The organism is Gordonia sp. 34D (assembly GCF_056682775.1).
This window is the reverse complement of record NZ_CM155293.1, coordinates 317662-342532: the sequence shown is the minus strand read 5'-3', so window position 1 is coordinate 342532 and position 24871 is coordinate 317662. Positions and strand designations below refer to the sequence as shown.

Annotated in this window: 21 protein-coding genes and 2 tRNA genes; 8 read left to right on the top strand and 15 right to left on the bottom strand. The window is 63.3% G+C overall.

Features of this window, described 5'->3' with window-relative positions; translation table 11 throughout:
- The first annotated feature begins 78 nt into the window (after window positions 1–78).
- Together AC1L34_RS01670 and AC1L34_RS01665 are read left to right on the top strand one after the other, a co-directional pair.
- Entirely contained in the window at window positions 79–795 is a 717-nt protein-coding gene (locus AC1L34_RS01670) for an IclR family transcriptional regulator (RefSeq protein ID WP_424296912.1), read from the top strand.
- Window positions 796–804: 9 nt separating this feature from the next.
- Window positions 805–1305 carry a pyridoxamine 5'-phosphate oxidase family protein gene (locus AC1L34_RS01665; protein ID WP_424296910.1) on the top strand — a complete coding sequence of 167 codons (501 nt, stop codon included), beginning with the start codon at window positions 805–807 and terminating at the stop codon, window positions 1303–1305.
- Between the two features lie 166 nt (window positions 1306–1471).
- Here AC1L34_RS01665 and AC1L34_RS01660 read toward each other — a convergent pair.
- The 5 genes from AC1L34_RS01660 to AC1L34_RS01640 form a co-directional block, all read right to left on the bottom strand.
- Window positions 1472–1544: transfer RNA gene (locus AC1L34_RS01660), tRNA-Glu, on the bottom strand.
- A gap of 53 nt (window positions 1545–1597) precedes the next feature.
- Window positions 1598–1669: transfer RNA gene (locus tag AC1L34_RS01655), tRNA-Gln, on the bottom strand.
- A gap of 138 nt (window positions 1670–1807) precedes the next feature.
- Window positions 1808–3298, bottom strand: coding sequence for a glutamate--tRNA ligase (gltX, locus tag AC1L34_RS01650; protein ID WP_424293253.1), 1491 nt, complete (start codon window positions 3296–3298; stop codon window positions 1808–1810).
- A 55-nt stretch (window positions 3299–3353) separates the two neighbouring features.
- Window positions 3354–4187, bottom strand: coding sequence for an alpha/beta fold hydrolase (locus AC1L34_RS01645; protein ID WP_424293254.1), 834 nt, complete (start codon window positions 4185–4187; stop codon window positions 3354–3356).
- Window positions 4184–4954, bottom strand: a complete 771-nt coding sequence (locus tag AC1L34_RS01640) for a fumarylacetoacetate hydrolase family protein (RefSeq protein ID WP_424293255.1) — start codon at window positions 4952–4954, stop codon at window positions 4184–4186. The genes AC1L34_RS01645 and AC1L34_RS01640 overlap by 4 nt, the downstream gene beginning before the upstream one ends.
- Before the next feature lie 119 nt (window positions 4955–5073).
- Between AC1L34_RS01640 and AC1L34_RS01635 the strand changes: the two genes are divergently transcribed.
- Complete coding sequence (locus AC1L34_RS01635) at window positions 5074–6303, top strand: MFS transporter (protein ID WP_480035068.1); 1230 nt, start codon at window positions 5074–5076, stop codon at window positions 6301–6303.
- Here AC1L34_RS01635 and AC1L34_RS01630 read toward each other — a convergent pair.
- The 3 genes from AC1L34_RS01630 to serA all read right to left on the bottom strand — a co-directional run bounded on the left by AC1L34_RS01630 (window position 6281) and on the right by serA (window position 9963).
- Window positions 6281–7231, bottom strand: coding sequence for a DUF1648 domain-containing protein (locus AC1L34_RS01630; RefSeq protein WP_480035067.1), 951 nt, complete (start codon window positions 7229–7231; stop codon window positions 6281–6283). The genes AC1L34_RS01635 and AC1L34_RS01630 overlap by 23 nt on opposite strands.
- Window positions 7232–7348: 117 nt before the next feature.
- Window positions 7349–8359, bottom strand: a complete 1011-nt coding sequence (locus AC1L34_RS01625) for a 3-isopropylmalate dehydrogenase (RefSeq protein WP_424293260.1) — start codon at window positions 8357–8359, stop codon at window positions 7349–7351.
- Window positions 8360–8367: 8 nt separating this feature from the next.
- A complete protein-coding gene (gene serA / locus AC1L34_RS01620; protein ID WP_424323097.1) occupies window positions 8368–9963 on the bottom strand; it encodes a phosphoglycerate dehydrogenase in 1596 nt (531 codons plus the stop codon).
- A gap of 275 nt (window positions 9964–10238) precedes the next feature.
- Here serA and AC1L34_RS01615 point away from each other — a divergent pair, with 275 nt between their 5' ends.
- Window positions 10239–10907, top strand: a complete 669-nt coding sequence (locus tag AC1L34_RS01615) for a chymotrypsin family serine protease (RefSeq protein ID WP_424296975.1) — start codon at window positions 10239–10241, stop codon at window positions 10905–10907.
- Window positions 10908–11027: 120 nt separating this feature from the next.
- Here AC1L34_RS01615 and AC1L34_RS01610 read toward each other — a convergent pair whose 3' ends face one another.
- The 4 genes from AC1L34_RS01610 to AC1L34_RS01595 all read right to left on the bottom strand — a co-directional run bounded on the left by AC1L34_RS01610 (window position 11028) and on the right by AC1L34_RS01595 (window position 15582).
- Window positions 11028–11471 carry an SRPBCC family protein gene (locus AC1L34_RS01610; RefSeq protein ID WP_424323098.1) on the bottom strand — a complete coding sequence of 148 codons (444 nt, stop codon included), beginning with the start codon at window positions 11469–11471 and terminating at the stop codon, window positions 11028–11030.
- 552 nt (window positions 11472–12023) lie between these two features.
- Window positions 12024–13025, bottom strand: coding sequence for a ketol-acid reductoisomerase (ilvC, locus tag AC1L34_RS01605; RefSeq protein WP_424323124.1), 1002 nt, complete (start codon window positions 13023–13025; stop codon window positions 12024–12026).
- Between the two features lie 152 nt (window positions 13026–13177).
- On the bottom strand, window positions 13178–13678 hold the full coding sequence (gene ilvN / locus AC1L34_RS01600; RefSeq protein ID WP_424294876.1) for an acetolactate synthase small subunit: 501 nt from the start codon (window positions 13676–13678) through the stop codon (window positions 13178–13180).
- Window positions 13675–15582, bottom strand: a complete 1908-nt coding sequence (locus AC1L34_RS01595; RefSeq protein WP_424323099.1) for an acetolactate synthase large subunit — start codon at window positions 15580–15582, stop codon at window positions 13675–13677. The genes ilvN and AC1L34_RS01595 overlap by 4 nt, the downstream gene beginning before the upstream one ends.
- Before the next feature lie 335 nt (window positions 15583–15917).
- Here AC1L34_RS01595 and AC1L34_RS01590 point away from each other — a divergent pair, with 335 nt between their 5' ends.
- From AC1L34_RS01590 to ilvD, 3 genes are all read left to right on the top strand, one after another.
- Window positions 15918–16325: a PH domain-containing protein gene (locus tag AC1L34_RS01590; protein WP_424294879.1), complete on the top strand. Its 408-nt coding sequence runs from the start codon at window positions 15918–15920 to the stop codon at window positions 16323–16325.
- 2 nt (window positions 16326–16327) lie between these two features.
- A complete protein-coding gene (gene mgtE, locus AC1L34_RS01585) occupies window positions 16328–17665 on the top strand; it encodes a magnesium transporter (protein WP_424323760.1) in 1338 nt (445 codons plus the stop codon).
- A 144-nt stretch (window positions 17666–17809) separates the two neighbouring features.
- Complete coding sequence (gene ilvD, locus AC1L34_RS01580; protein ID WP_424294883.1) at window positions 17810–19654, top strand: dihydroxy-acid dehydratase; 1845 nt, start codon at window positions 17810–17812, stop codon at window positions 19652–19654.
- Window positions 19655–19738: 84 nt separating this feature from the next.
- Here the strand turns inward: ilvD and AC1L34_RS01575 are convergent, their stop codons facing one another.
- Window positions 19739–20956 carry a DoxX family protein gene (locus AC1L34_RS01575; protein ID WP_424323100.1) on the bottom strand — a complete coding sequence of 406 codons (1218 nt, stop codon included), beginning with the start codon at window positions 20954–20956 and terminating at the stop codon, window positions 19739–19741.
- Between the two features lie 80 nt (window positions 20957–21036).
- On the opposite strand from AC1L34_RS01575, the gene AC1L34_RS01570 reads away from it, so the two are divergent.
- Complete coding sequence (locus AC1L34_RS01570) at window positions 21037–22182, top strand: PQQ-dependent sugar dehydrogenase (protein WP_424294886.1); 1146 nt, start codon at window positions 21037–21039, stop codon at window positions 22180–22182.
- Between the two features lie 73 nt (window positions 22183–22255).
- Here AC1L34_RS01570 and gatB read toward each other — a convergent pair whose 3' ends face one another.
- A complete protein-coding gene (gene gatB, locus AC1L34_RS01565; RefSeq protein WP_424294887.1) occupies window positions 22256–23761 on the bottom strand; it encodes an Asp-tRNA(Asn)/Glu-tRNA(Gln) amidotransferase subunit GatB in 1506 nt (501 codons plus the stop codon).
- Between the two features lie 54 nt (window positions 23762–23815).
- Window positions 23816–24844 (bottom strand): ATP-dependent 6-phosphofructokinase, encoded by a 1029-nt coding sequence (locus tag AC1L34_RS01560; RefSeq protein WP_424294889.1) that lies wholly within the window; start codon window positions 24842–24844, stop codon window positions 23816–23818.
- Between the last annotated feature and the right edge of the window lie 27 nt (window positions 24845–24871).

The window sequence follows — 24871 nt, the reverse complement described above, 5'->3', positions numbered from 1 at the left end:
GTCCGGGCTGGAACAGTGTCGGCCGGGCTGACACCCCTCGACTTTCAATCTCAGTATTTGGACGGTTAATATCGTCCTATGGGAAAGGATAGCGGAATCGGCGTGCTGGACAAATCCGTGATGATTTTGCACACTGCGGCCCGATCACCGATCAACCTTGGTGAATTATGCGACGCGACGGGATTGCCTCGCGCCACTGCGCACCGGCTGGCCGTCGGCCTGGAAGTTCATCAACTTCTGGCCCGCGATGAGTCGGGTCGCTGGATCCCCGGCCCCACGCTTGGGCACTTGGCTGCGACAGCTCGCGACACGGTCCGCGAGGCGGGCCTCATGACGCTGTCCGCCTTGCAGGACACCACTGGCGAGTCGGTCCAGCTGTACCGGCGCGAGGGCGCCGAGCGGGTGTGCATCGCCGCCGTCGAACCCCCGACCGGTTTGCGCGACACCGTCCCCGAAGGCACCCGCCTGCCGATGTCTGCGGGGTCGGCGGCCAAAGTCCTCGCCGCTTGGACCGAACCCGAGACACTGCGCACCTTGCTGACCGATGCCGCGTACACCGAGCGGTCCCTTACGGAGATCCGTCGGCGCGGCTGGGCGCAAAGCGTGGCCGAGCGGGCGGCCGGCGTTGCTAGCGTGTCGGCACCCGTGCGCAACAACACGGGCGATGTGGTTGCCGCCGTGTCTATTTCCGGCCCCGTCGATCGTCTGGGACGGCGTCCCGGTGAGCGTTGGGGACCACATTTGGTTGCCGCAGCCGATGCAATCAGTACCCGCCTCGGAGCACCGACACGCTAACGTCACCCCATGGGAATCAATCAACGGTCGAGCATCGTCATGTCCGACGATGAGATCGAAATGTTTATCGCTCAGCAGCGCGTCGCTAACCTGGCGACGCAGGGCAAGAGCGCGATCCATCTGACAGCCATGTGGTACGGCGTCATTGACGGTGCGATCTGGTTTGAAACGAAGGCCAAGTCGCAGAAGATCGTCAATCTTCGTCGCGACCCTCACGCCACGATCCTGATCGAGGCTGGCGATACTTACGACACTTTGCGCGGCGTCAGCATTGAGGGCACGGTCGAAATCTTCGACGATCCCGAGACCTGCTTCCAGACCGGCCGCAGCGTGTGGGAACGCTATAACGGGCCGTACACCGACGAGTTGCGTCCCGCCGTCGAAGCCATGATGAACAAGCGCGTCGCCGCCCGCATGGTGCCCTCGCGCATCCGCTCCTGGGATCACCGCAAGCTAGGCCTGCCCGCCATGCCCATCGCAGGTTCCACCGCTCAGTTCCTGAACGACTAACCCCGGTTCGTCGCTCCGCTCCTCGCGTTCTCGCATGATGCGTGCGTTCCCGCTACACGTCTGACGTGTAGCGGGAACGCACGCATCATGCGAGAACACCCGGGAGTGGGTTGTCGCACCAACGAGAGAAGGTCCGCACCTTTCGGTACGGACCTTCTCTTTTCTGTAGCCCCGACGGGATTCGAACCCGCGCTACCGCCTTGAGAGGGCGGCGTCCTAGGCCGCTAGACGACGGGGCCCTAGGAAAACATTCAATTGTAAAGCGCACAGAGAAGTACCTCTGTGAACTTCGCTGGGGTACCAGGACTCGAACCTAGAATGGCGGTACCAGAAACCGCTGTGTTGCCAATTACACCATACCCCAAGGTATTGCCCCGAAATCCGCCAAGACGCTGTGGTCGCGGCGCTTTTCGAGCCGGGAAGAACAATACCAAGAACCCCCTACCCAAACACAAATCGGCTGGTCAGAGGCCACAATTTCAGCCCGACGACGAGGGCGCGGCTATTGCGCAGCCATCGAGGCTGCGAGCTCGCGCGCACCGCGCAGTCGGGCGATCGTCTTCTCCCGACCGAGCAATTCCATCGACTCGTACAGGGGCGGGCTCACCGCAGCACCCGTGACACCAACGCGGACCGGACCGAAGGCCTTGCGGGGCTTCAGTTCCATCTCGTCAATAAGCGCCGCTTTCAAACCGGCTTCGAGAGTCGGGGTGTCCCAGGTGTCGACCGACTCACAGACGGCGATAGTGGCATCAAGGACGGCCGTGGCCTCGCCGCCGAAGTTCTTCTGCACCGACTTCTCGTCGTAGACGAAGTCCTCGTCGGAGACGAACAGGAACTTAATCAGGCCCCACGCATCGCTAAGCACCTGAATGCGGGTCTGCACGAGATCGGCAATAACAGCCCACTTGGCGGGCTCGACGGGCTCCGATAGGTTGCCAGCGTTGATCAGGAACGTCTCTAGGCGCGCGGCAAAGTCAGCGGGGTCCAGACGGCGGATGTGCTCGGCATTGATCGAGTCAGCCTTTCGCTGATCAAAGCGTGCCGGGTTCGAGTTCACATTGCGAACGTCGAAGGCCTCGATCATTTCCTCAATCGAGAAGATGTCTTCGTCGCCCGAAAAACCCCACCCGAGGAGCGCCAGATAGTTGATCAAGCCTTCTGGAATGAAACCGCGGTCGCGGTGGTGGAACAGGCTCGACTCGGGATCCCGCTTCGAAAGCTTCTTGTTTCCCTCGCCCATCACGAATGGCAGGTGCCCGAACTCCGGCACTGCATCGGCAATACCCAAGCGCATGAGGGCCTGGTACAGCGCGATCTGGCGCGGAGTCGACGACAGCAGATCCTCACCGCGCAGGACATGCGTGATCTTCATCATCGCGTCGTCGACCGGGTTCACCAGCGTGTACAGCGGGTCACCGTTGCCGCGGGTCAACGCAAAGTCGGGAACCGTTCCCGCCTTGATCGTGGTGGTGCCGCGCACCAGATCGGTCCAGCTGATGTCTTCGGCGGGCATGCGGAGTCGAACCACCGGATTGCGACCCTCGGCCCGATAGGCGGCACGCTGCTCGTCGGTGAGGTCACGATCGAAGTTGTCGTAGCCAAGCTTCGGGTCGCGTCCGGCGGCCTTGTGGCGAGCCTCGACTTCCTCATTGGTCGAGTACGCCTCGTAGGCCTCCCCCGCCTCGAGCAACTGAGCGACGACGTCAAGATGCGTCTGCTTGCGCTCGGACTGGCGGTACGGACCGTACGGGCCACCAACTTCGGGACCTTCATCCCATTCCAGACCCAGCCAGCGCAGCGCGTCGAGGATCGCATCGTACGACTCCTGCGTGTCACGAGCCGCGTCAGTGTCCTCAATGCGGAAGACGAAGGTACCGCCGTCGTGGCGGGCCTGCGCAAAGTTGAACAACGCCGTGCGGGCGAGGCCGACGTGCGGGGTTCCGGTGGGTGACGGGCAGAAGCGGACGCGAACGTTTGCGGCACTGGTCATGCCCACAATGTTAGTCAGTGTGCCGACTACCATCGAGGCGGCCCGTCCACCGGCCTCACCGATTGCTGTCGAAGAACTCCAAGATCAACGAATTCACTTCGTCCGGCCGCTCAATGTAGCCGTAGTGTCCGGCCCGCTCGATAACCCGGTGCACCGCCCCGGGGATCGCCTCAGCCACCTCTTTCGCCAGATACGGCGGCAGCGTCCGATCATCTGCGAACCCAACCACCAAGCACGGCACGGCGATCGCCCGGTACGCGGCGAGACGATTCTGTTCGCGGTCGTGGAGGTCGAGTTGGGCGCGGACACCCGGCGAACGGGTCTGACCACTGAATCCGATGATATCGAGCCAGTCGCGCGCCGCGCGATCGTCGGACAGCGTATGCGGCGACAGATTCATGTGTGCAGTCAGAGCCGCGTGGTACGACTCGGGCAGCGTGATGTTTTTATCGATCAGTTCACGTTCGCCCTGCGAAACGGCCTCAAGCATTGGGGTGGGACGCCCATAGGTCGCGAGCATTACCGCAGCCTTCACCAGATCAGGTCGAGAGAGCGCCAACTCTTGCGTGATTCGCGCACCGAGTGAAGTCCCCACGACGAGCGCCGGGCCACCGAGGTGCTCGATGAGCGCGGCGGTGTCGGCGACCATGTCGGCCAGGGTGAAGCCTTGGGCACACTCGCTCGACGGCGCGATCCCTCGATTGTCGAAGGTCACCACGCGATAGCCTGCCTTGACCAGCGCTGGCTGTTGGTGCGCGTGCCACACGCGTCCGGGGCTACCCGTGCCCATGACCATCACGACCAGCGGGCCGACACCAACGTCGGTGTACGACACGGTGATTGAGTTCAGGGTGGCAGTCTGCGGCCGAACCGCACCGGGTCGGGTCACTTGTCGATAACCGGATTGCTGAGGGTGCCGATCCCTTCGACCGTCACCGATACGCGCTGGCCGGCAGTCATGGGGCCGATACCTTCCGGGGTGCCGGTCAGGATGACGTCGCCGGGAAGCAAGGTCATGACGCGCGACACCCATTCGACGATTTCGCCGACGCTGTGCAGCATCAGCGAGGTCCGACTCGCCTGCTTGGTCTCGCCGTCGAGCTGGGTGCTGATGGCGACGTCTTCGGGATTGAGATCGGTGACGATCCACGGGCCGAGCGGGCAGAACGTGTCGTAGCCCTTTCCACGGGTCCACTGGCCGTCGTACTTCTGCTGATCACGTTCGGTGACGTCGTTGGCGACGGTGTAGCCGAGGATGAAGTCCTTGGCCTTGGCTGCGGGGATGTCCTTGCCCGGACGGCCGATGACGATGGCAAGTTCACCTTCGTAGTCGACGCGAGTGGCACCGCGAGGGCGCACGATCGGGGCTTCCGGTCCGACGATCGAGGTGTTGGGCTTCATGAAGATGACGGGGTCGGCCGGGGCCTCGGATCCCATCTCGGCCGCGTGGGCGGCGTAGTTCTTGCCGATCGCGATGATCTTGGTCGCGAGGATCGGCGCGAGAAGGCGCGTGTCGGACAGCGGCCACGACCGGCCGGTGAAGGTGGGATCACCGAAGGGATGCTCGGCGATCTCGCGGGCGGTTTCGCTTCCTTCCGCACCTTCGATCGCTACGAATGCGACGCCGTCAGGACTGGCAATACGACCCAATTTCATACCCTCAAGGCTAACGTACCCATGTCGGTGTTTTACACTATGGAACACAAGTTTCACTATGTGAGACACAATTGAACGGTGGCGCGATAGCCTCGACGCGGACGAAAAGGAGTCCACAGATGCCCAACACCGACGGTGCCACGGCCAACATCTCCAACGCCCGCGCGTGGACCATGCTCGCGTGCGCACTCATCGCCGCTATGACCACCACGTGCGCCACCGCCGGCGTCGCCTACGTGATCCCCGAACTACACCGGGCGCACGCGATGTCGCTCTCGTCAGCGGCCACCCTGGCGGCCATTCCGACCATCGGCCTGACGCTGACGATCATTGCCTGGGGCGCGGCCTTGGATCGCTTCGGTGAACGACGCGTCCTCCTGGTATCGCTGCTAATCACCCTGGCGGGTACCGTCGCCACCTTGATCGCTGCGGCGGTGGGTGCCGGATTCACCACGCTCGCCGCGGGCCTGCTGATCGGCGGTCTCGGTGCCGGTGCCGCGAACGGCGCGAGCGGCCGGATCGTCGTGGGGTGGTTTCCCGCTTCTCAGCGCGGGACCGCGATGGGCATCCGCCAGATGGCGCAACCCCTCGGAATCGCGGTATGCGCCTTAACTATGCCGGTGTTGGCCGCAACTGCCGGCTTGGTCGCAGCATTCGCTGTGCCCGTCGTCGTCACGACCGTCGGACTGATCGCCGTGGTCTTCGGGATCGTCGATCCACCATTGGAACGGGCCACCGGTCACCCTGGCGCAGCGGCCAACCCGTACCGCGCGTCGTCGTTCCTGCAGCGCGTCCACGCGGTCAGTGTCCTGCTGGTGATCCCGCAGTCGATGCTGTGGACATTTGTGCCCGCATGGCTAATCGTTGGGCACGGGTGGTCTCCGCTGAGTGCGGGAATCCTGGTGACCGCCACCCAAGTGGTCGGTGCCGTCGGCCGAATTGTCGCTGGCCGTATTTCCGACGTGTGGGGTTCCCGCATGCGCCCGATCCGGGCAATTGCGGTCGCCGCCGGTGCCACGACCGCACTGCTGGCCCTGGCCGACTGGTTGAATTCACCTCTCGCCGCCGCGGTGATGGTATTAGCCAGCATCAGTTCGGTTGCCGACAATGGACTGGCCTTCACCGCCATCGCCGAGTTCGCGGGCGGATCGTGGAGTGGCCGAGCCCTCGGTGTCCAGAACACGGCGCAGTACGTGACGACGGCAGCCAGCACACCGGTATTGGGAGCACTCATCCAAGCCGCAGGCTATCCGGCGGCGTTTGCCGTGAGTGCGATCGCTCCGCTGATCGCCGTCGGGTTAGTCCCCAAAGACGCAACGCCTCGGATCAGTGAGACACCAGTGCGTTGAGGATGCCAGCCGCTTCGACTGCGCCGTCGACGACGACCAACTCGCGACGGTCGTCCCCGACGACCAGCAACGCCTCCCCCGACCGCAGCACGAAGCCCTTAACCCCGCGGAGTTCGCCTCGGCCTGCCACCCGGTAGCCCCAGCCACCGAAATCACGGAATCCGTTGACGTTCACCACTTCCGCGCGTCGGATGTCGGCAAGCGCCATATCGATCTTGGGCCAGCCGAGCGAGTTGTGCGCGTGGAATCCGTCGCTCGAGACGGTGACCTTGATTGACCCCATCAAGCCCAAGCTGACAATAGCCACCAACACGGCCAAGCCGAGCAGGAACCAGCTGGTCATCACCACCCCGAGCCCGATCAGCACGGCGACAGAGGCACCCATGGCCACGAGTCCCGTAACGCCAGCAGATGCCGTTCCCTGCCACTCGCGGCGGCCGTCGTGCGCGACGGGCACCTCACCGAGCGCCTTCGTACGGCCGTAGTCATTAGCGCGAGCTGGCGTCGATAGTCCAGCACCGATGCCGATCAGCAGCGAGATCAGGCCGCAAACAACCATCACCCAGTTCGGGGCCGTCGCCTCGGCCGCGTCGGCGAGCCCGCGTTGCCTCGCGGTGATCCACACTTCGGTCGCGATGATGAACACTGCGGTGCCGGTACCGATCCCGACGAGGATACGACTGGTAGTCGTGTCTTTGGCAATGAAGGCACCGTATGCGGCGATCAAGGCACCAACGACTGCCGTGGTCGCGGCGATGAGGATGACGTTGGTCAGCGACGAGAAGCCGTCTGCGCCGCCGTCCATGCCGAAGTGTGACGCCACCGGGTCGGGAAGCTTCCCCGACCACACGGCCAGCAACACACAGCCCACGACTCCGGCGACCACAGCAATCAGCGGCCCAACGGTCCTTTTCGCAGTTTCACCCATGGCCCAACCGTAGCGGTGCGGACCGACAGGACATAAATCGCTCACGGGACGAAAAAGGCCTTGGCCCGCCCGAATCATCGAGCGGCCCAAGGCCTTCAGTCGTTACTCGTGGATTGCTTACACGAGAGCGAGGATGCGAGCACCGACCTCGTCGGTGGCACCGCGCTCGCTGCCGCGGGAGGCGACGTCTTGGGCGACGGCCTTCTCCACGCGCTCAGCACCTTCGTTGTCGCCGAGGTGACGCAGGAGCAGTGCCACGGACAAGATGGCCGCAGTCGGGTCGGCGATGTTCTGGCCCGCGATATCGGGGGCACTACCGTGGACCGGCTCAAACATCGACGGGCTGACGCCGCTGGCATCGATGTTGCCCGACGCCGCCAAACCGATGCCGCCGGAAACGGCAGCGGCCAGGTCGGTGATGATGTCGCCGAACAGGTTGTCGGTGACGATCACGTCAAAGCGGCCCGGATCGGTGACCATGAAGATGGTCGCCGCATCGATGTGCAGGTAGTCGGTGGTGACCTCGGGGAACTCGGTGCCGACTTCTTCGACGGTCCGCGCCCACATGGAGCCAGCGAAGGTGAGGACGTTGTTCTTGTGGACCAACGTCAGCTTCTTGCCGCGGGCCTGCGCGCGAGCGAACGCATCGCGAACCACGCGCTCAATACCGAAGCGAGTGTTGACGCTGACCTCGGTGGCGACCTCGTTGGGAGTGCCGACGCGGATGGCGCCACCGTTACCGGTGTACGGGCCCTCGGTGCCTTCGCGAACGACGATGAAGTCGATCTTCGGGTTCCCGGCCAGCGGCGACTGCACGCCGTCGAACAGGAACGACGGTCGCAGGTTGACGTGGTGATCCATGATGAAACGCAGTTTCAGCAGGAAGCCGCGTTCCAGGACACCCGACGGCACCGACGGATCGCCGATCGCGCCGAGGAGGATCGCGTCGTGCTCGCGCAGCGATGCGACGTCTTCGTCGGTCAGCAGCACACCGGTGTCGTGGTAGCGGCGTGCACCGAAATCAAACTCGGTGGTCGTGACGTCAGGATGCAGCTTGCGCAGCACGTTCAACGCCTGGGCGACGACCTCTGGTCCAATGCCGTCACCGGGGATGACAGCGAGATTCATCGGCTTGCTCATCCGAGGTTCACCTGCTTAATCAGGGTGGCCGAGACTGCATCGCCGACCGAAGCCAGCAGCGCGTCGTCGAGCTCACGGTCGAGGCGGAGGATCATCGTGGCACCTTCGCCATCAACGTCTTGCGCAAGTGCGGCGGCCTCGATGTCGACGCTGGCACCGCCGAGGACGGTACCGATCTTGCCGAGCGAGCCCGGCTGGTCGGCGTAGCTGACCAGCAGGTTGCGGCCTTCGGCGCGGAGGTCGAAGTTGCGGCCGTTGATGTTGACGATCTTCTGGACCTGCTGCGGCTCGGTCAGGGTGCCTGCCACGTTGACGATGCTGCCGTCGGCGAACACGGCGCGCACGTCGACCTGGCTGCGGTGGTTGGGGCTTTCGGTTTCGGTGACGACCTCGTGGGTGACGCCACGCTCGCCGGCAACTGCCGGGGCGTTGACGAAGGTGACGGGCTCGTCGACGACGGCCGAGAACAGTCCGCGCAGCGCCGAGAGTCCGAGGACGTCGACCGGGTTGGCGGACAATTCGCCGCGCACCTCGACGGTCAGGTGGGTCGGCATGCCGCCAGCGACGACGCCCGCGAGGAGGCCGAGCTTGCGGGACAGTTCCAACCAGGGAGCGACTTCGTCGTCGACCGGGCCACCGGTGATGTTGACGGCGTCGGGAACGAAGTGCCCTGCGAGGGCCAGCTTGACGCTCGCGGCGACGTCGGTGCCCGCGCGGTCCTGTGCTTCGGCGGTCGAAGCGCCAAGGTGCGGGGTCACGACAACCTGGTCGAGTTCGAACAACGGCGAATCGGTGCACGGTTCGGTGTTAAACACGTCGAGGCCAGCGCCGCGGACCTTGCCGGAGCGGATGGCGTCGGCGAGCGCCTGCTCGTCGATGAGGCCACCGCGGGCGGCGTTGATGATGATGACGCCGTCCTTCACCTTGGCCAGTGCGTCCGGGCCGATGAGGCCGGCGGTCTCCTTCGTCTTGGGCAGGTGGACGGTGATGAAGTCCGAACGCTCGAGGACCTCGTCGAGCGAGACGAGCTCGATGCCGAGCTGTGCGGCGCGGGCGGCCGAGGCGTAGGGGTCGTACGCGATGATCTTGGTTTCGAAGGCGGCAAGACGCTGCGCGACGAGCTGGCCGATGCGGCCCAAGCCAACGACGCCGACGGTCTTGTCGAAGAGTTCAACGCCGGAGAACGACGAACGCTTCCAGGTGTGCTCCTTCAGGGTCGCGTCGGCTGCGGGGACCTGACGAGCGGTTGCCATCAGCAGTGCGACGGCATGCTCTGCGGCCGAGTGAATGTTGGAGGTCGGGGCGTTGACCACCATGACGCCGCGCTCGGTGGCTGAGGGCACATCGACGTTATCGAGGCCAACGCCTGCGCGGGCGATGATCTTCAGGTTCTTGCCTGCGTCGAGAACCTCAGCGTCGACCGTGGTGGCCGAGCGCACCAGGATGGCGTCGGCGTCGACGACCGCCTCCAGGAGTTTCGGACGATCGGGGCCGTCGACCCACCGAACTTCTACGTCGGAGCCGAGGGCTTCCACCGTCGAAGGGGCGAGCTTGTCAGCAATGAGGACAACGGGACGGCCGGTTTCGGTCACTACTTTCTCCAGGTTTCTTCCGGTGAAGAGTGCCACGTCCGGCACCCGAGATTTCCCTACTATGGTAGGTCGCCGAGGCCCGCCAAGCACAGTTGGCCTCAACTGAATGTGGTGTCCGACACGTCGGGCCTGTACCCTTCGTTAGGCGTCTCAATTCCGTCACAACCTTCTCGCAAGTGATGGAACACATTGGTGGTCGCTGGCAAGGCACCTACAGTTGGCACGTCGCCGTTGTCGCGGCCAGCAGCAATAAACGTACTGAGCGGAGATCTTTTATGAAGAAGTCGATGGTGCTGCTTGCAGTCATCGCAGCGGCGTTGATGTCGCTGGTGGGGTTCGGAACTGCTGAAGCTGCGCCGAAGGTTCCGCTTGGTGGCGGCTCCGGAATCCTGGTTTTGAAGGGCGGGAACACTGCTGCAGCGTGCACGGTGACGACTGTCGGACGCCCTACGGCTGGCGCAAATAAGGGCGAGCTGATCGGCATTACCGCAGGTCACTGTGGCAAGCGTGGCCAGAAGGTCTACTCCGAGCGCTACCAGAACCGCGGCCAGATTGGCACCATCGCGTACACCGCTTCGGATATTGACGTCGCCGTGATTGACCTCGACGAGAGCAAGGTTGCTCCGGTTCGCACCGTGAACGGCGTGACGATCCGCCGCGTCAACACGGCACCCGTGCAGTTCCCGACCATCCTGTGCAAGGAAGGCCGCACCACGGGTAACACCTGCGGAATCACCTGGTTCTCGGACGGCTACTCGCATTTCAGCCAGATGTGCGTCATCGAAGGCGACTCGGGTAGCCCGGTTGTCGTCGGCGATCAGTTGGTCGGCATGGTCAACGCCTACTACTTCGTCTCTTGCCTCGGCCCGGAGACCGGAACCAACATCAAGACGATCCTGAACCGCTTGAACAAGATCGGCTACAACAACTTCAAGGTCATCTGACCGACTTGATCGAAAGGCCCCGACCGCACAGCGGTCGGGGCCTTCTTCGTTCTCGCACCACTTCTGGTTGTCACATTTGGTCGCGACATGTGCGACAACCGGAAGTGGTGCGATAAGGGACTAGCTTGCCTCGATCGCGTCGCGGATCTTGCTTTCGACGTGCTTGACGCCCTGTTCGGCGAAGGGCCCGATGAGGCCGCCGAGGACTTTGCCAGCGAGCCCGCCGGGCAACGTGTAGCCGAAGCGGACGCTCAGAATCGTGGTGCCGGGCTCGTCGCCGTCGGCGAAGGCCCAGTCGGTGTCGGCGCCGAAGCCCTTTACGGAGGCGAGTTTGATCAGTTCACCGTCGACCCATTCGGTGCAGCGAACGGTTGACGCGAGCTCTTTAGGGCCGACTTTGATGGCGGTCGAGAACTCTGCCCCGAGCCCGTGGTCGATGTCGGTGGTCGGCGTGAAGCGGTCGACGCCGAACATGTAGTCGGGTACGTTCCGGTAGTCGTCGACGTAGGCAAAAACCTTCTCGCGCGGACTGTTGATCACTGCTTCGTGGCGTACTTCGCCCATCTCACTTCTCCCCTAGTAATGGCCCCAACTAACACTGCAGAGCATTCCGCAGATCATAAGCGACACCGCAAACGACGACGCAAACAGGCTTGGGCGGGGGCAGCTTTCTGAAGCCCCCACAGTGACAGCGCGCTAGCGGACATCTCGGGGGCGTAGCCCCCTGCCACGGGTCTTAATCCAATTGAGTGCCCCACCCCTGCTGGATCCCGTTGCCGTCGTCCCAAACCGAGCTGCTCGTCCTCAACGGTTGTTGCTTGGGTCGTTTGGGTGGCGGGTTGTAGTGCTCCGGGCGAACGAGAGTCCACCGGTCACGTGCTGGAGGCACCGCATTGTTTGCACCTGCATCAGGTGCGGCCAGCGCTGGTGGTTAATTCCCAGAACCTGACACCGAACATGCTTTCAAAGCATGTTCGACCTACGATCTGCGGACGTCAGGGGCGGTAAGTTTGCGATTCTGTACACACGTTTTGACCTTTAGCCCCCAAACAAATACTCAAGGCACCGTCGGAAGGAATCCAACGGTGCCTTGAGTTGCACGAGGCGAGGCTGAGACTAAGCAGTCTCGGTGATCGGACGATCGACCCAGCTCATCAGGTCGCGAAGCTTCTGACCCGTGACCTCGATCGGGTGCTCAGCGTTCTCCTTGCGGAGACCTTCGAGCTCCTTGTTGCCGCCTTCGACGTTGGCGACGAGGCGCTTGACGAAGGTGCCGTCCTGGATGTCGGACAGGATCGCCTTCATGCGCTCCTTGGTGTCGGCGTCGATGACGCGGGGGCCCGACAGGTAGCCGCCGAACTCTGCGGTGTCAGACACCGAGTAGTTCATGCGGGCGATGCCACCCTCGTACATGAGGTCGACGATGAGCTTGAGCTCATGGAGGCACTCGAAGTAGGCCATCTCGGGGGCGTAACCGGCCTCGATGAGGACCTCGAAGCCGGTCTTGACGAGTTCTTCGGTGCCACCGCAGAGAACGGCCTGCTCGCCGAAGAGGTCGGTCTCGGTCTCTTCCTTGAAGTCGGTCTTGATGACGCCTGCGCGGGTGCCGCCGATGCCCTTGGCGTAGCTGAGCGCGAGCGCCTGGCCTTCGCCCTTGGGGTCCTGGTGGACGGCAATGAGGGCGGGGACGCCCTTGCCGTCGACGAACTGGCGACGAACGAGGTGTCCGGGGCCCTTGGGTGCAACCATGGCGATGGTCACGTTGGCCGGGGGCTTGATCAGCCCGAAGTGGATGTTGAGTCCGTGGCCGAAGAACAGCGCGTCGCCGTCGTTCAGGTTGGGCTCAATGTCTTCGGTGAAGATCTGCGCCTGGCTGGTATCGGGAGCGAGGAGCATGATGACGTCGGCCCAGGCTGCTGCCTCGGCGGTGCCCATGACCTTGAGGCCCTGCTCTTCTGCCTTTTCGCGCGACTTGGAGCCTTCGCGCAGGCCGATCGCGACATCGACACCCGAGTCACGGAGCGACAGCGAGTGCGCGTGGCCCTGGCTGCCGTATCCGATCACGGCGACCTTGCGGCCCTGGATGATCGACAGATCGGCATCGTCGTCGTAGAACATCTCGACTGCCACAGTTAAATCCCTTCGGTACTTCCCATAAAAATTTGGGCTTGTCTGGAAAAGCTTTTCGGTCGTCGCCGACCGTTCTAACGTCATGACCATTCAACCGCGTGGGGGTTGCGGTGGCCACGACCGGGGTCGTCACCGAGCGGTCAGCGGTGTGCCGACATGCTCTTGGGTCCTCGACCCAGGGTGACGCTGCCCGATTGTGCAATCTCGCGGATGCCGTACGGGTCCAGCATGCGCAGGAGTGCGTCGAGTTTGTCGTCCGTGCCGGTTGCTTCGACGGTGACCGACTCCGGCGAGACGTCAACGACCTTGGCGCGGAACAGGTTTACGACATCGATCACTTCGCTGCGGTTGGTGGCGTCAGCGCGGATCTTGACCAACATCAGCTCGCGGGAAACCGAGTTCTCCGGTTCCTGCTCGACGATCTTGATGACGTTGATGAGCTTGTTGAGCTGCTTCGTGACCTGCTCGAGGGGGAAGTCCTCGACGGAGACCATGATGGTCATGCGCGAGATGCCCTTGAGTTCGGTGGGGCCCACGGCGAGGGATTCGATGTTGAATCCGCGGCGGGAGAATAGGCCGGAGACGCGAGCCAGGACGCCGGGTCGGTCTTCGACCAGGACGCTCAGAGTATGGGTGCTCACTTGTCGTTCCCTTCGGTGTCTGCCTGCGAACGGTCGATGACCGCGTCGGTATCGACAGGGTCGCCCGCCAGTTCTTCATCGTCGAACAGCGGACGGATATTGCGTGCGGCCATGATTTCGTCGTTGCCGGTTCCGGCGGCGACCATCGGCCACACCTGTGCGTCCTTGCCGACGATGAAGTCGATGACGACGGGACGGTCGTTAATTTCGCGGGCCTTGGCGATAGCCGGTGCGACGTCTTCTTCACGTTCGACGCGGAATGCGACGCAGCCGAGAGCCTCACCGAGCTTGACGAAGTCGGGGATCATCCGCGAGTGGGTCGACAGGTCGGTATTGGAGTACCGCTCGTCGTAGAACAGCGTCTGCCACTGGCGGACCATGCCCAGGTTGCCGTTGTTGATCAGCGCGACCTTGATCGGGAGACCTTCGATGGCACACGTAGCGAGCTCTTGGTTCGTCATCTGGAAGCAGCCGTCGCCGTCGATGGCCCAGACTTCCTTCTCCGGTGCGGCGGCCTTGGCCCCCATCGCCGCCGGAACCGAATAGCCCATGGTGCCAAGACCACCCGAGTTCAGCCACGAACGCGGCTTCTCGTACTTGATGAACTGGGCAGCCCACATCTGGTGCTGGCCGACGCCGGCCACGAACACGCCGTCCGGTCCGACCATGTTGCCGAGGGTTTCGATGACGAACTCCGGCGACATGGAACCGTCCGACTGGCCGTCGTAGCTCAGCGGGTAGGTGTCGCGGAGGCCCTTGAGGTAGGTCCACCACTCGGTCATCTCCGGCTTGCTGCCGCCGGCGGCAAGATCGGTGCGGATCGCCTCGAGCAGGTCGATGATGACGGCCTTGGCGTCGCCAACGATCGGGACATCGACGTCACGGTTTTTGCCGATCTCGGCGGGGTCGACGTCGGCGTGGATCACCTTGGCGTCGGGCGCAAACGAGTTGAGCTGGCCGGTGACGCGGTCGTCGAAGCGGGCGCCGAGGGTGATCAGCAGGTCGCTGCGCTGCAGCGCGCCGACTGCGCCGACGGTGCCGTGCATGCCGGGCATACCCATGTGCAGCTCGTGGCTGTCCGGGAATGCGCCGCGCGCCATCAGGGTGGTGACGACGGGGATGCCGGTCAGTTCGGCGAGTTCGAGAAGTTCCTCGGAGGCCTCGGCCTTGATGATGCCGCCACCGACGTACAGCACGGGACGCTGCGACTGCGCGATCATGCGTGCCGCTTCCCGGATCTGCTTGCCGTGCGGCTTGATGACGGGACGGTAGCCGGGGAGTTCAAACTGCGGTGGCCACGAGAACGTGGTCTGCGCCTGCAGGATGTCCTTCGGGATGTCGACGAGGACGGCCCCCGGTCGGCCTGATTCGGCGATGTAGAAGGCCTCCGCGATAACGCGAGGAATATCGATCGCCGAGCTCACCAGGAAGTTGTGCTTCGTGATGGGCATGGTGATGCCGGAGATATCAGCTTCCTGGAACCCGTCGGTGCCGATCAAGGCCGTGCCGACCTGGCCGGTGATTGCGACAACCGGAACCGAGTCCATCTGGGCGTCGGCGAGCGGGGTCACCAGGTTGGTGGCTCCGGGTCCCGACGTCGCCATCATGACGCCTGCACGGCCTGCGACCTGCGCGTACCCGGTGGCTGCGTGACCGGCACCCTGCTCGTGACGGACCAGCACGTGGCGGACCTTCGTCGAGTCGAGCAACGGATCGTAAACCGGGAGCACTGCGCCGCCCGGAATGCCGAAAACGACCTCAACGCCAAGCTCTTCAAGCGACCGAACTACCGACTGCGCACCGGTGACGCGTTCGGGTGCCACAACGGCACTCGGCGAACTCATGCCCTCGGTGGACGGCGACTGCGGTCGGGTCGACGACCCGCGTGCTGTTGGAGTACTCACTGCACGATCCTCATCCTCTTGTGTTTGGCCTGTTCTGTTGCACTGCTCACGCTTCCCCGCTCAGGCCCTCGCGGTCACTTTCGACCGGTTCCTGGCAAGAAAAAACCCTCGCCAGCGAGGCTGTGCGAGGGGCGCGTCGTAATTGATCTCGAAGGTTCACGAAGTGACCGATCAGGCGTCGACGCGCCTACCGATTACTACGAGAAGTTTCTGATTCATCACGAGACAAAAATAGGACAGGACCAATGGTTACGTCAAATCGTCGCCGGTGATGACGCTACTTTGGCCGCTCCGCGGAGGTCCGCGCACGCGCCCCGCGTGAGAGAATGGACCATATGACGCAGTCCCCTCACGTTTTCACCATCTCCAAACTCGCGTACTTCGCTGTCCCGGTCGCGCTGCTTCTCGTTCTCATGCTGATGGGCATCTCTGTGCCCGGCTTCGCGTGGACCATCGTGGTCCCCCTGGCGCTGATTTGGTGGATTCGCCGCCTCAAGACCGTCGTCGACGAACAAGGCATCACCGCAGTCGGCACCTTCAAGACGGTTCGCATTCCGTGGCACGACGTGAACGGTTTGCGTTTCCCGAAGTGGAGCCCGGTCTGCGTCGTACTGAACGACGACTCTTCCGTGCGACTACCCTCAGTCAGTTTCAATGATTTGCCCGCCCTGGCAAAGGCGAGCGGCGGCCGAGTCCCCGACCCGTTCGCCGCTGAGCGGGAAGCCCGTCTGGCCGCCGACTAGCCGTGGCGGTCGTTTCAGTCCGGCAGTTGCAGAGTGCCATAAACGACGGTGACCTCGCCGAAGTTGGTCAGCAGTTGTCGCTGCTGGCCCCGCAAGATGCGGCAGCCATGCTCGACGCGATGGATTCCGGCGACCGGACTATCGCCTTTCGGCTCCTTGCCAAAGATGACGCCGTCCACGTTTTTGACGACCTCAGCCCCGGTGCTCAAGCGGCGCTCATCAAGTCATTGGGGACCGCCGAAGTGGTTGACGCCTTCGACCACCTCGACCCCGATGACCGTGCAGAACTGCTCGACGAACTCCCTGCGACGGTCGCGACGTCCTTGATTCGCAGCCTGTCCCCCGCTGAACGCGAAGCGACGGCCGTTGTTCTTGGCTTTGCCCGCGGATCGGTGGGCCGCCGGATGAGTCCGGAGTTTGTGCACGTGTTCCCCGACGACACGTGTGCGACGGCAATCGGTCGTATCAAGGCGGGCGGTCGGGATTCGGAAACCATCTATACGGTCCCGGTCGTTGACCATCAACGCCGCCTGGTCGGGGTCGTGAGCTTGCGAGATCTGCTGCTGTCGGATCCGGAGTCGCTCGTCGAGACGTACACCAAGGCGCCAATCTTCGCGTACGCCGACGAGAACGCCGAATCGGCCGCGCAACGCTGTATCGACCGCGCGGTCCTGGCGATGCCCGTCGTCGACGCCGAAGATCGTCTCTTGGGACTGCTGACCCTCGATGACGCCGCGGAAGTCGTCGAAGCCGCTCGCGACGAGGACGAGGCTCGCGCCGGTGCCCGCGAAGTCCTTAAGACGCCGTACTTGCAGGCCTCGGTGTTTGCGATCACGCGGGCACGGATCGTGTGGCTGTTCGTCTTGGCGATCTCGGCGATCTTGACGGTTAACGTGCTGGAGATCTTCGAGGGAACCTTGGAACAGCGCGTCGCATTGGCCCTATTCATCCCCCTGCTAACCGGCATTGGTGGCAACACCGGTTCCCAGGCCGCAACCACGGTGACCCGCGCCCTGGCAATTGACGAAGTCACCACGGCCGACGTCCTGCGGGTCGCAGGCAAGGAACTCAGTGTCGGAATCACCATGGGTTCGGCGCTGGGCTTAGTCGGCTTCCTAGTCGCTGGCATCGCCTACGACTTCGGCATCGGCACCGTCATCGGTTTGACGATCGTGTCAGTTTGTATGGTTGCTGCTACCGTCGGCGGCCTGATGCCGTTGATCGCCAGAACTGTGCGCGTCGACCCCGCAGTCTTCTCCACGCCGTTCATTTCCACCTTCTGCGACGCCACCGGCCTGGTCATCTATTTCATGATCGCTAAAACGGTGCTTGGCATCTGACGGGATTCGCGGCAGCGACCGCCGGGCCAAACGTGCTGTCCACCACCGGAAACGGTTGGCCATCGGGCGGCGCGTAATGTGGACTGCGTCCGATCAACAGCCCGTTCGGGCCCCATTCAGCGATTTATCTAGCGAGGAATTTTCATGCCAGCCCTGCGCTCTCGCACCACCACTGTCGGCCGTGAAGCATCCGGTGCCCGCGCCCTGTGGCGCGCCACCGGAATGACCGACGACGATTTCGGCAAGCCGATCGTTGCGATCGCCAACTCGTACACCCAGTTTGTGCCCGGTCACGTGCACCTGAAGGATGTCGGCGAGATCGTGGCGGACGCTGTTCGCGCCGCCGGTGGCGTACCCCGCGAGTTCCACACGATTGCCGTCGACGACGGTATCGCGATGGGCCATGGCGGCATGCTTTACTCCCTTCCTAGCCGGGAGATCATCGCCGACTCCGTCGAGTACATGGTGAACGCGCACACCGCTGACGCCCTGGTCTGCATTTCGAACTGCGACAAGATCACGCCCGGCATGCTGAACGCCGCGATGCGACTGAACATCCCGACCGTGTTTGTGTCCGGTGGACCGATGGAGGCCGGTAAGGCCGTCGTCGTTAACGGTGTTGCCCAGGCACCGACCGACTTGATCACCGCCATCTCTGCCTCCGCGAACGACGAGGTCGACGACGCCGGTTTGGCCGCTGTCGAACTCAGCGCCTGCCCCACCTGCGGTTCGTGCTCGGGCATGTTCACCGCCAACTCGATGAACTGCCTCACCGAGGCGTTGGGTCTGGCTCTGCCGGGCAACGGTTCGACGCTCGCAACCAACGTTGCGCGCCGCGACCTGTTCTCACGCGCAGGCACCACGATCGTCGAAGCGGCGAACCGCTGGTACCAGAACGACGATGCCTCGGTGCTGCCCCGCAACATCGCCACGGCGACGGCGTTCCGCAACGCGATGGCACTCGACGTTGCCATGGGTGGCAGTACTAATACGGTGCTGCACATTCTCGCCGCCGCCCAGGAAGGCGAGGTCAAGGACTTCAACCTCGATGTCATCGACGAGATCAGCCGGAACGTGCCGTGCCTGTCGAAGGTTTCGCCCAACTCCGACTACCACATGGAAGACGTGCACCGGGCTGGCGGCATTCCCGCCATCCTCGGCGAACTGCGGCGCGCTGGCCTGATCGACGACACCGCGTCGACGGTTCACTCCCCGACGTTGGCCTCGTTCCTTGACGACTGGGACATTCGGTCAGGGACCGCAACCGAGGAAGCCTTCGAACTCTTCCATGCAGCGCCCGGTGGCGTCCGTACCACGGAGCCGTTCTCGACGAGTAATCGGTGGAGTTCGCTCGACACTGACGCCGCCGAAGGCTGCATCCGCGACTTTGAGCACAAGTACACCGAGGAAGGTGGCCTGTGCGTGTTGAGTGGCAATATCGCCCCCAACGGTTCGGTCCTCAAGACCGCGGGCATCGACGAAGACCTGTGGCATTTCCAAGGACCAGCGCGCGTCGTGGAAAGCCAGGAGGCTGCCGTTCACGCCATCCTGTCGAAGGAACTGCAGGCAGGCGAGGTGCTCGTCGTCCGTTACGAGGGTCCCGCTGGCGGGCCCGGCATGCAGGAAATGCTGCATCCGACCGCCTTTATGAAGGGCACCGGCATGGGCAAGAAGTGCGCGCTCATCACCGATGGTCGTTTCTCGGGTGGATCGTCTGGTCTTTCGATCGGCCACATGGCACCCGAGGCTGCCGCTGGCGGCGCGATCGGTCTGATCGAAGACGGCGACGAGATCTACATCGACGTCAAGGAGCGTGCTTTGAAACTCCTCGTCGACGACGAAACCCTCGCCGACCGCCGCGCCAAGATGGAAGCCTCGGAGAACCCGTGGAAGCCGGTTAACCGCGACCGCGTCGTCACGACCGCACTTCGCGCCTATGCGAAGCTCGCAACCTCAGCCGACAAGGGCGCTGTGCGCGTCGTCGACTAGCTCGACTCGTTCCGCCAAATAGCCAGTGCCCGTTGTGACTTCAGCAAAGTCACAACGGGCACTGGCCATTTGGTACGGGTAACCCTACGGAATGAAATGTCCCGTCGCTTGCAGCGGGTTGGAACCGTTGAAGATCATCCAGACGGCGACTGCGGCACCGATGCCGACGATGACCCAGGCGGCAGATCCCCATGCGGGACGCCGCGACCAACCCCAGCGACGGTCAACGGAATACGTACCCGGACCGGTCAAAATGAGCGCGATGGCGGCCGCAGCCAACAGAATCTCCAGTTCAAGTCCATTGCCGCCACCGTCCGCATTGAAGAACCAGAGGCCACCGGCCAGCGTCGCCTTGTACGTGAGCGCGACAAGAATGGTGCCAAGCAACGCGGCACCCGCGATCGGCGTCAACAGGCCCAGAATGAGCAGGATTCCGCCAGCAGTCTCGGTAATACCCGCAGCCAACGACAGGATCGTCGTCACGTTGTCGTGGAACCCGATGGCCGGGTTCGGCTTGTTGGCCAGGTAATCGGCGAAACCGTTCTGACCGGGGCCGTTCATCCAGCCCGTCAGCTTCTGCAAACCATGCAGCGTGAACGTCAAGCCGACGACGACCCGCAGAATGAGCAGACCCAGATCGAGGGTGCCTCGACGCACGGGCACCACCTCGGGCCCGGATTCACTCACCACTGCTGGTTCCGCGGCCTCGGGAAGGTGCGTCGGCAACTCTTCGGTGTAGTCGTTTTCGAATTCGAGCGGCGTCGTGGGCTGCGGCTCGATGTAGGGCAGCGGCGGCTCCGTTAGGTGCTCGGCATAGCGGCGACGCTGCGCCGCCTCGTCGTCGTCGGAATCAGCGTCCGCGATCGCAGAGCTGTCATCGTCCACGAACGGCTCAGTGCGGACAGGCTCGTCAGAGACGCTCTTCTTCACCGGATTTTCCGTCGGAAGCGGCTCAGCCTTGATGATGGACCCAGTTTTGTTGGACCCAGTGTTGGTGGACGCCTCGTGGTCCGACAGTTGCCCCTCGTCTGCGGCGCTCAACTCCGCGGTTTCAGCAACGGGAAGCGCTTCAGTAGCCGCATCGTCGGCCTGATCACCGGCGTCATCGCGAGCAGCCTTCGCGTCGATCACCGTCCGCACTTCTGGTGCAGGCTTACGCCCGTGCCGGTCGAAGAAGTCATCGTTATCCGGCTTCGGCCGCCTAACCCGCACCTTCTCGATCGCTTGGGTCGGCTCGTCATAGGGGCTACTGGCTGGCGACGAAGAGCCACCCTCCGGGAACGTGTCATCGGTACTACTCACGACTTCGACTCTATTAGCGGCAACCTCAGTGAAGGCTTAGCGCCACCCGACGATTTGGTAACGATCGTTAGAGTGGAGGGATGCCGTCGCACCCCGGGACCACCCGTCGCGCCCTGCTCGCCGTCACCTCCGCGATCACCGCAACACTGATGGCTACTTCGTGCGCCAACTTCAGTGAGACCGATCAGGCGGCCGATCAGGGAACTTTCACCAACGTGCCGACGATGGAACGCGCACCTCAGCTTCCGCCAGCGCCGCCCGAAAACCCCGACGGTGGTCCGCCGCCGACGGGACCGTGCATCGACCCAAACCCAGCAGTTATTGCGACGTGCCTCGAATCGACAAGCGGACTGCGCCCAGGCGACGCCCAGGGACGCACCACCTATGTGGCCGAACGAACAACGGGCAAAATTATCCTGTCGAAGCGGTACGGACCACAGCGAGTCGTCGCCACCGTTCCCGATATCGACGCCTCGGGTGACGGCGGCCTCATCGACTTCGAAATGTCGCCGACGTACATGCAGGATCAGATGATCTATGCCCTTGTCACCACTGGGTCCGACAATCGGATCGTCCGCATCGCGCCGACCGGTTCGGTGAAACCTGTCCTGACGGGAATCCCGAAGGGCCCCACCGGCAATTTGGGTTCGATTTCTTTCGCCTCCCCGACAGAATTGATCGTCGCGACCGGCGACGCCGACAACCCCGGAGCGGCAACCAATCAGGCATCGCTCGCAGGAAAAATCTTCTCGATCGACCCCAACCAGTCGCAACCCAAACCGGACATCCGTGCGTCGGGGCTCGGCTCCAATGTGGCCTTGTGCCCATCTTCCGGAGCTGACGGACAACTATTCGTCGCCGACAGCGGCTCGGCAGGCGACCGCCTATCGCTGGTCGGTCCCAAAGGTCTCCAAACCCTGTGGACCTTCGCCAACCGCCCCGGCGTCAGCGGATGTGCCGTCGGCGACAACTGGATCGCTGTGTCCGCCGCAAAAAGTCGCACCATGAACATCTTCATCAAACCGACCGCTGGCAGCACTTCGGTGGGACAACCCGACACTCAGGACTACACGAAGACCTACGGTGCCGTCGGCCGGCTCACCACCTTCGGTGGCGCGGCAATGCAACTCGCCACCGTCAATAAGACAACTCCCGGCTCCAACGTGAAGTCGTTCGACGACCGCGTCGCCGTAGAGTCACCAAAAGCAGGCGAAGACCGGACCTAGGAGGCCCGGCCCCAACCCCTACCTCGCAGGCAACTCGCTACTCGCAAGCAGCCCTCTACTCGCAAGCAGCCCTCTACTCACAAGCTGCCAGGACGAGTTCCTTGACGCGAGCGGGGTCGGCCTGTCCGCGAGTGGCCTTCATGACGTCGCCGACGATCTTGCCTGCCGCTTGCACCTTGCCCGACCGGATCTTCTCCGCGATGTCGGGGTTCGCGGCCAAGGCCTCATCGACAGCCTTCTGCAGTGCCGAATCGTCGCGCACCACTTCGAGTCCGCGGTCGGCAACAATCTGGGCGGGCTCGCCTTCGCCGTCGAGGACCGCAACCACAACCTGCTGCGCCAGTTTGTTCGTCAGCTTGCCGTCGTCGACCATGCCGATGACTTCAGCCACCTGCTTCGGCGTGATAGCCAGATCAGCCAGCTCGGTGCCACGGGTGTTGGCCTGCTGCGCCAGGAACGATACCCACCAGCTGCGAGCCGAGTCAGCGGAGGCACCGGCTTCGGCGGTCTCGATGATGAGGTCGACGGCGCCGACATTCACCAGGTCGCGCATCACTTCGTCGGACACGCCCCACTGTTCTTGAATGCGCGCACGGCGGATCCAGGGCAGTTCTGGGAGGGTGCCGCGCAAAGTCTCAACCCAAGCCGGATCGGCAATCACCGGCGGCAAGTCCGGCTCCGGGAAGTACCGGTAATCCTCGGCAGTCTCTTTGCGGCGACCTGCAGAAGTGGTGCCGTCGGCCTCGTGGAAGTGACGCGTCTCCTGAATGATTTCGCCACCGCCCGACAAGATGACGGCCTGACGCTGCATTTCGAAACGCACCGCCTGTTCTACCGATTTCAGCGAGTTGACGTTCTTCGTCTCGGTGCGGGTGCCAAACTCGTTTGCCCCCTTGGCCATCAGTGACAGGTTGACGTCGCAGCGCATCGACCCCTGATCCATGCGGACGTCGGACACATTGAGCGACTTCAGCAAGTCGCGCAGGGCGGTGACATAGGCACGCGCAACTTCCGGGGCACGTGCGCCGGCACCTTCGATTGGCCGGGTGACGATCTCGACGAGCGGCACACCGGCGCGGTTGTAGTCGAGCAGCGAATGGCTCGCGCCGTGGATACGGCCCGTCGAACCACCGATGTGCAGCGACTTACCGGTGTCTTCCTCGATGTGCGCGCGTTCAATCTCCACGCGCCACACCGTCCCGTCGGACAGGTTCACATCCAAGTAACCGTCGTACGACGTCGGCTTGTCGTACTGGCTGATCTGATAGTTCTTCGGCTGATCCGGGTAGAAGTAGTTCTTGCGAGCGAAGACGCTGGACTCACGGATCGAGCAGTTCAGCGCCAAGCCGATGCGGATGGCCGATTCGACCGCCTTCGCGTTGGCGACGGGCAATGCCCCCGGCAGTCCGAGGCACGACGGGCAGACCTGCGTATTCGGCTCAGCACCGAAGCCCGTCGGGCACCCGCAGAACATTTTGGTTTCCGTACCCAGTTCGACGTGGACTTCCATACCCATAACAGGGTCGTAGGTCTCGATGACGTCGTCGAAGTCCATCAGTTCGTCGGTAGCCGCACTCATGCCGTCCATCGTATCTGGGGCGGTCGCGGTCGGTGTCGCCAGTATCGCGTGGGATCAGCCGAAGATCGCTCGCGCACCCCGGTAGTAATCAAGCGGCACCGTTTTAGGATTCCCCACGGCTTCGGCGAAGGGGACGCGGACAATATCGGTCCCGCGCAACGCCACCATCTGCCCCCACTGACCGTCGGCGACCAAGTCGCTGACAGCCTGACCGAATCGAGTGCCGAGCGTGCGGTCCCAGGCACTCGGAACACCGCCGCGCTGGATGTAGCCGAGCGTCGTCGAACGTGTCTCGATGCCAGTGTGTTCTTCGATGAGCGGGGCCAAGATGTCGCCGATCCCGCCCAGACGAGGCCGGTTGAAGCCATCGAGACCCTTATGCGAGTGGGCTTCATCCATGTGTGGGAAGGTGAACCCTTCGGCAACAACCACCATCGGAGAGCGCCCGCGGTCCTGGACGCTGAGGACCCATTCGCAGATCTGCTCGAGTGTTTCAGGCTGTTCCGGGATCAGAATGGCGTGCGCCCCGGCCGCAACCCCCGAATACATGGCAATCCAGCCCGCATGCCTGCCCATCACTTCCAGCACCATGCACCGTTTGTGGGAGTTGCCGGTAGTTCGAAGTCGGTCAACAGCCTCGGTCGCCACTTCCACGGCAGTATTGAAACCGAACGTGTAGTCGGTGGCGTTGAGGTCGTTGTCGATGGTCTTCGGTACGCCAACGATCGGGATCCCGTCCGTCAACAAGCGGTTGGCAGCGGCCATGGTTCCGTCGCCGCCGACCGCGATGACCGCGTCGATCCCGAGCCGAGCGAGAACGCCCTTGATATTGTCCGGGCCGCCGTCGGGTTCATACGGGCCAAACCTGCTGGTCCCAATAATGGTGCCACCCTGCGATGAAATGCCTTGCACGGCAGTGCGATCCAGATCCACAACATCGCCGTAGACCAGGCCGTGGAATCCATCTTTGAAGCCGACAAACTCTTGCCCGTGAACCTTGGTGCCCTGGAGGACGGTCCCGCGGATGACCGCGTTGAGGCCGGGGCAGTCGCCACCGGAAGTCAGAATGCCGAATCGGGCCATCGCTGTGAGACCTCTCGTGAAAGGAGA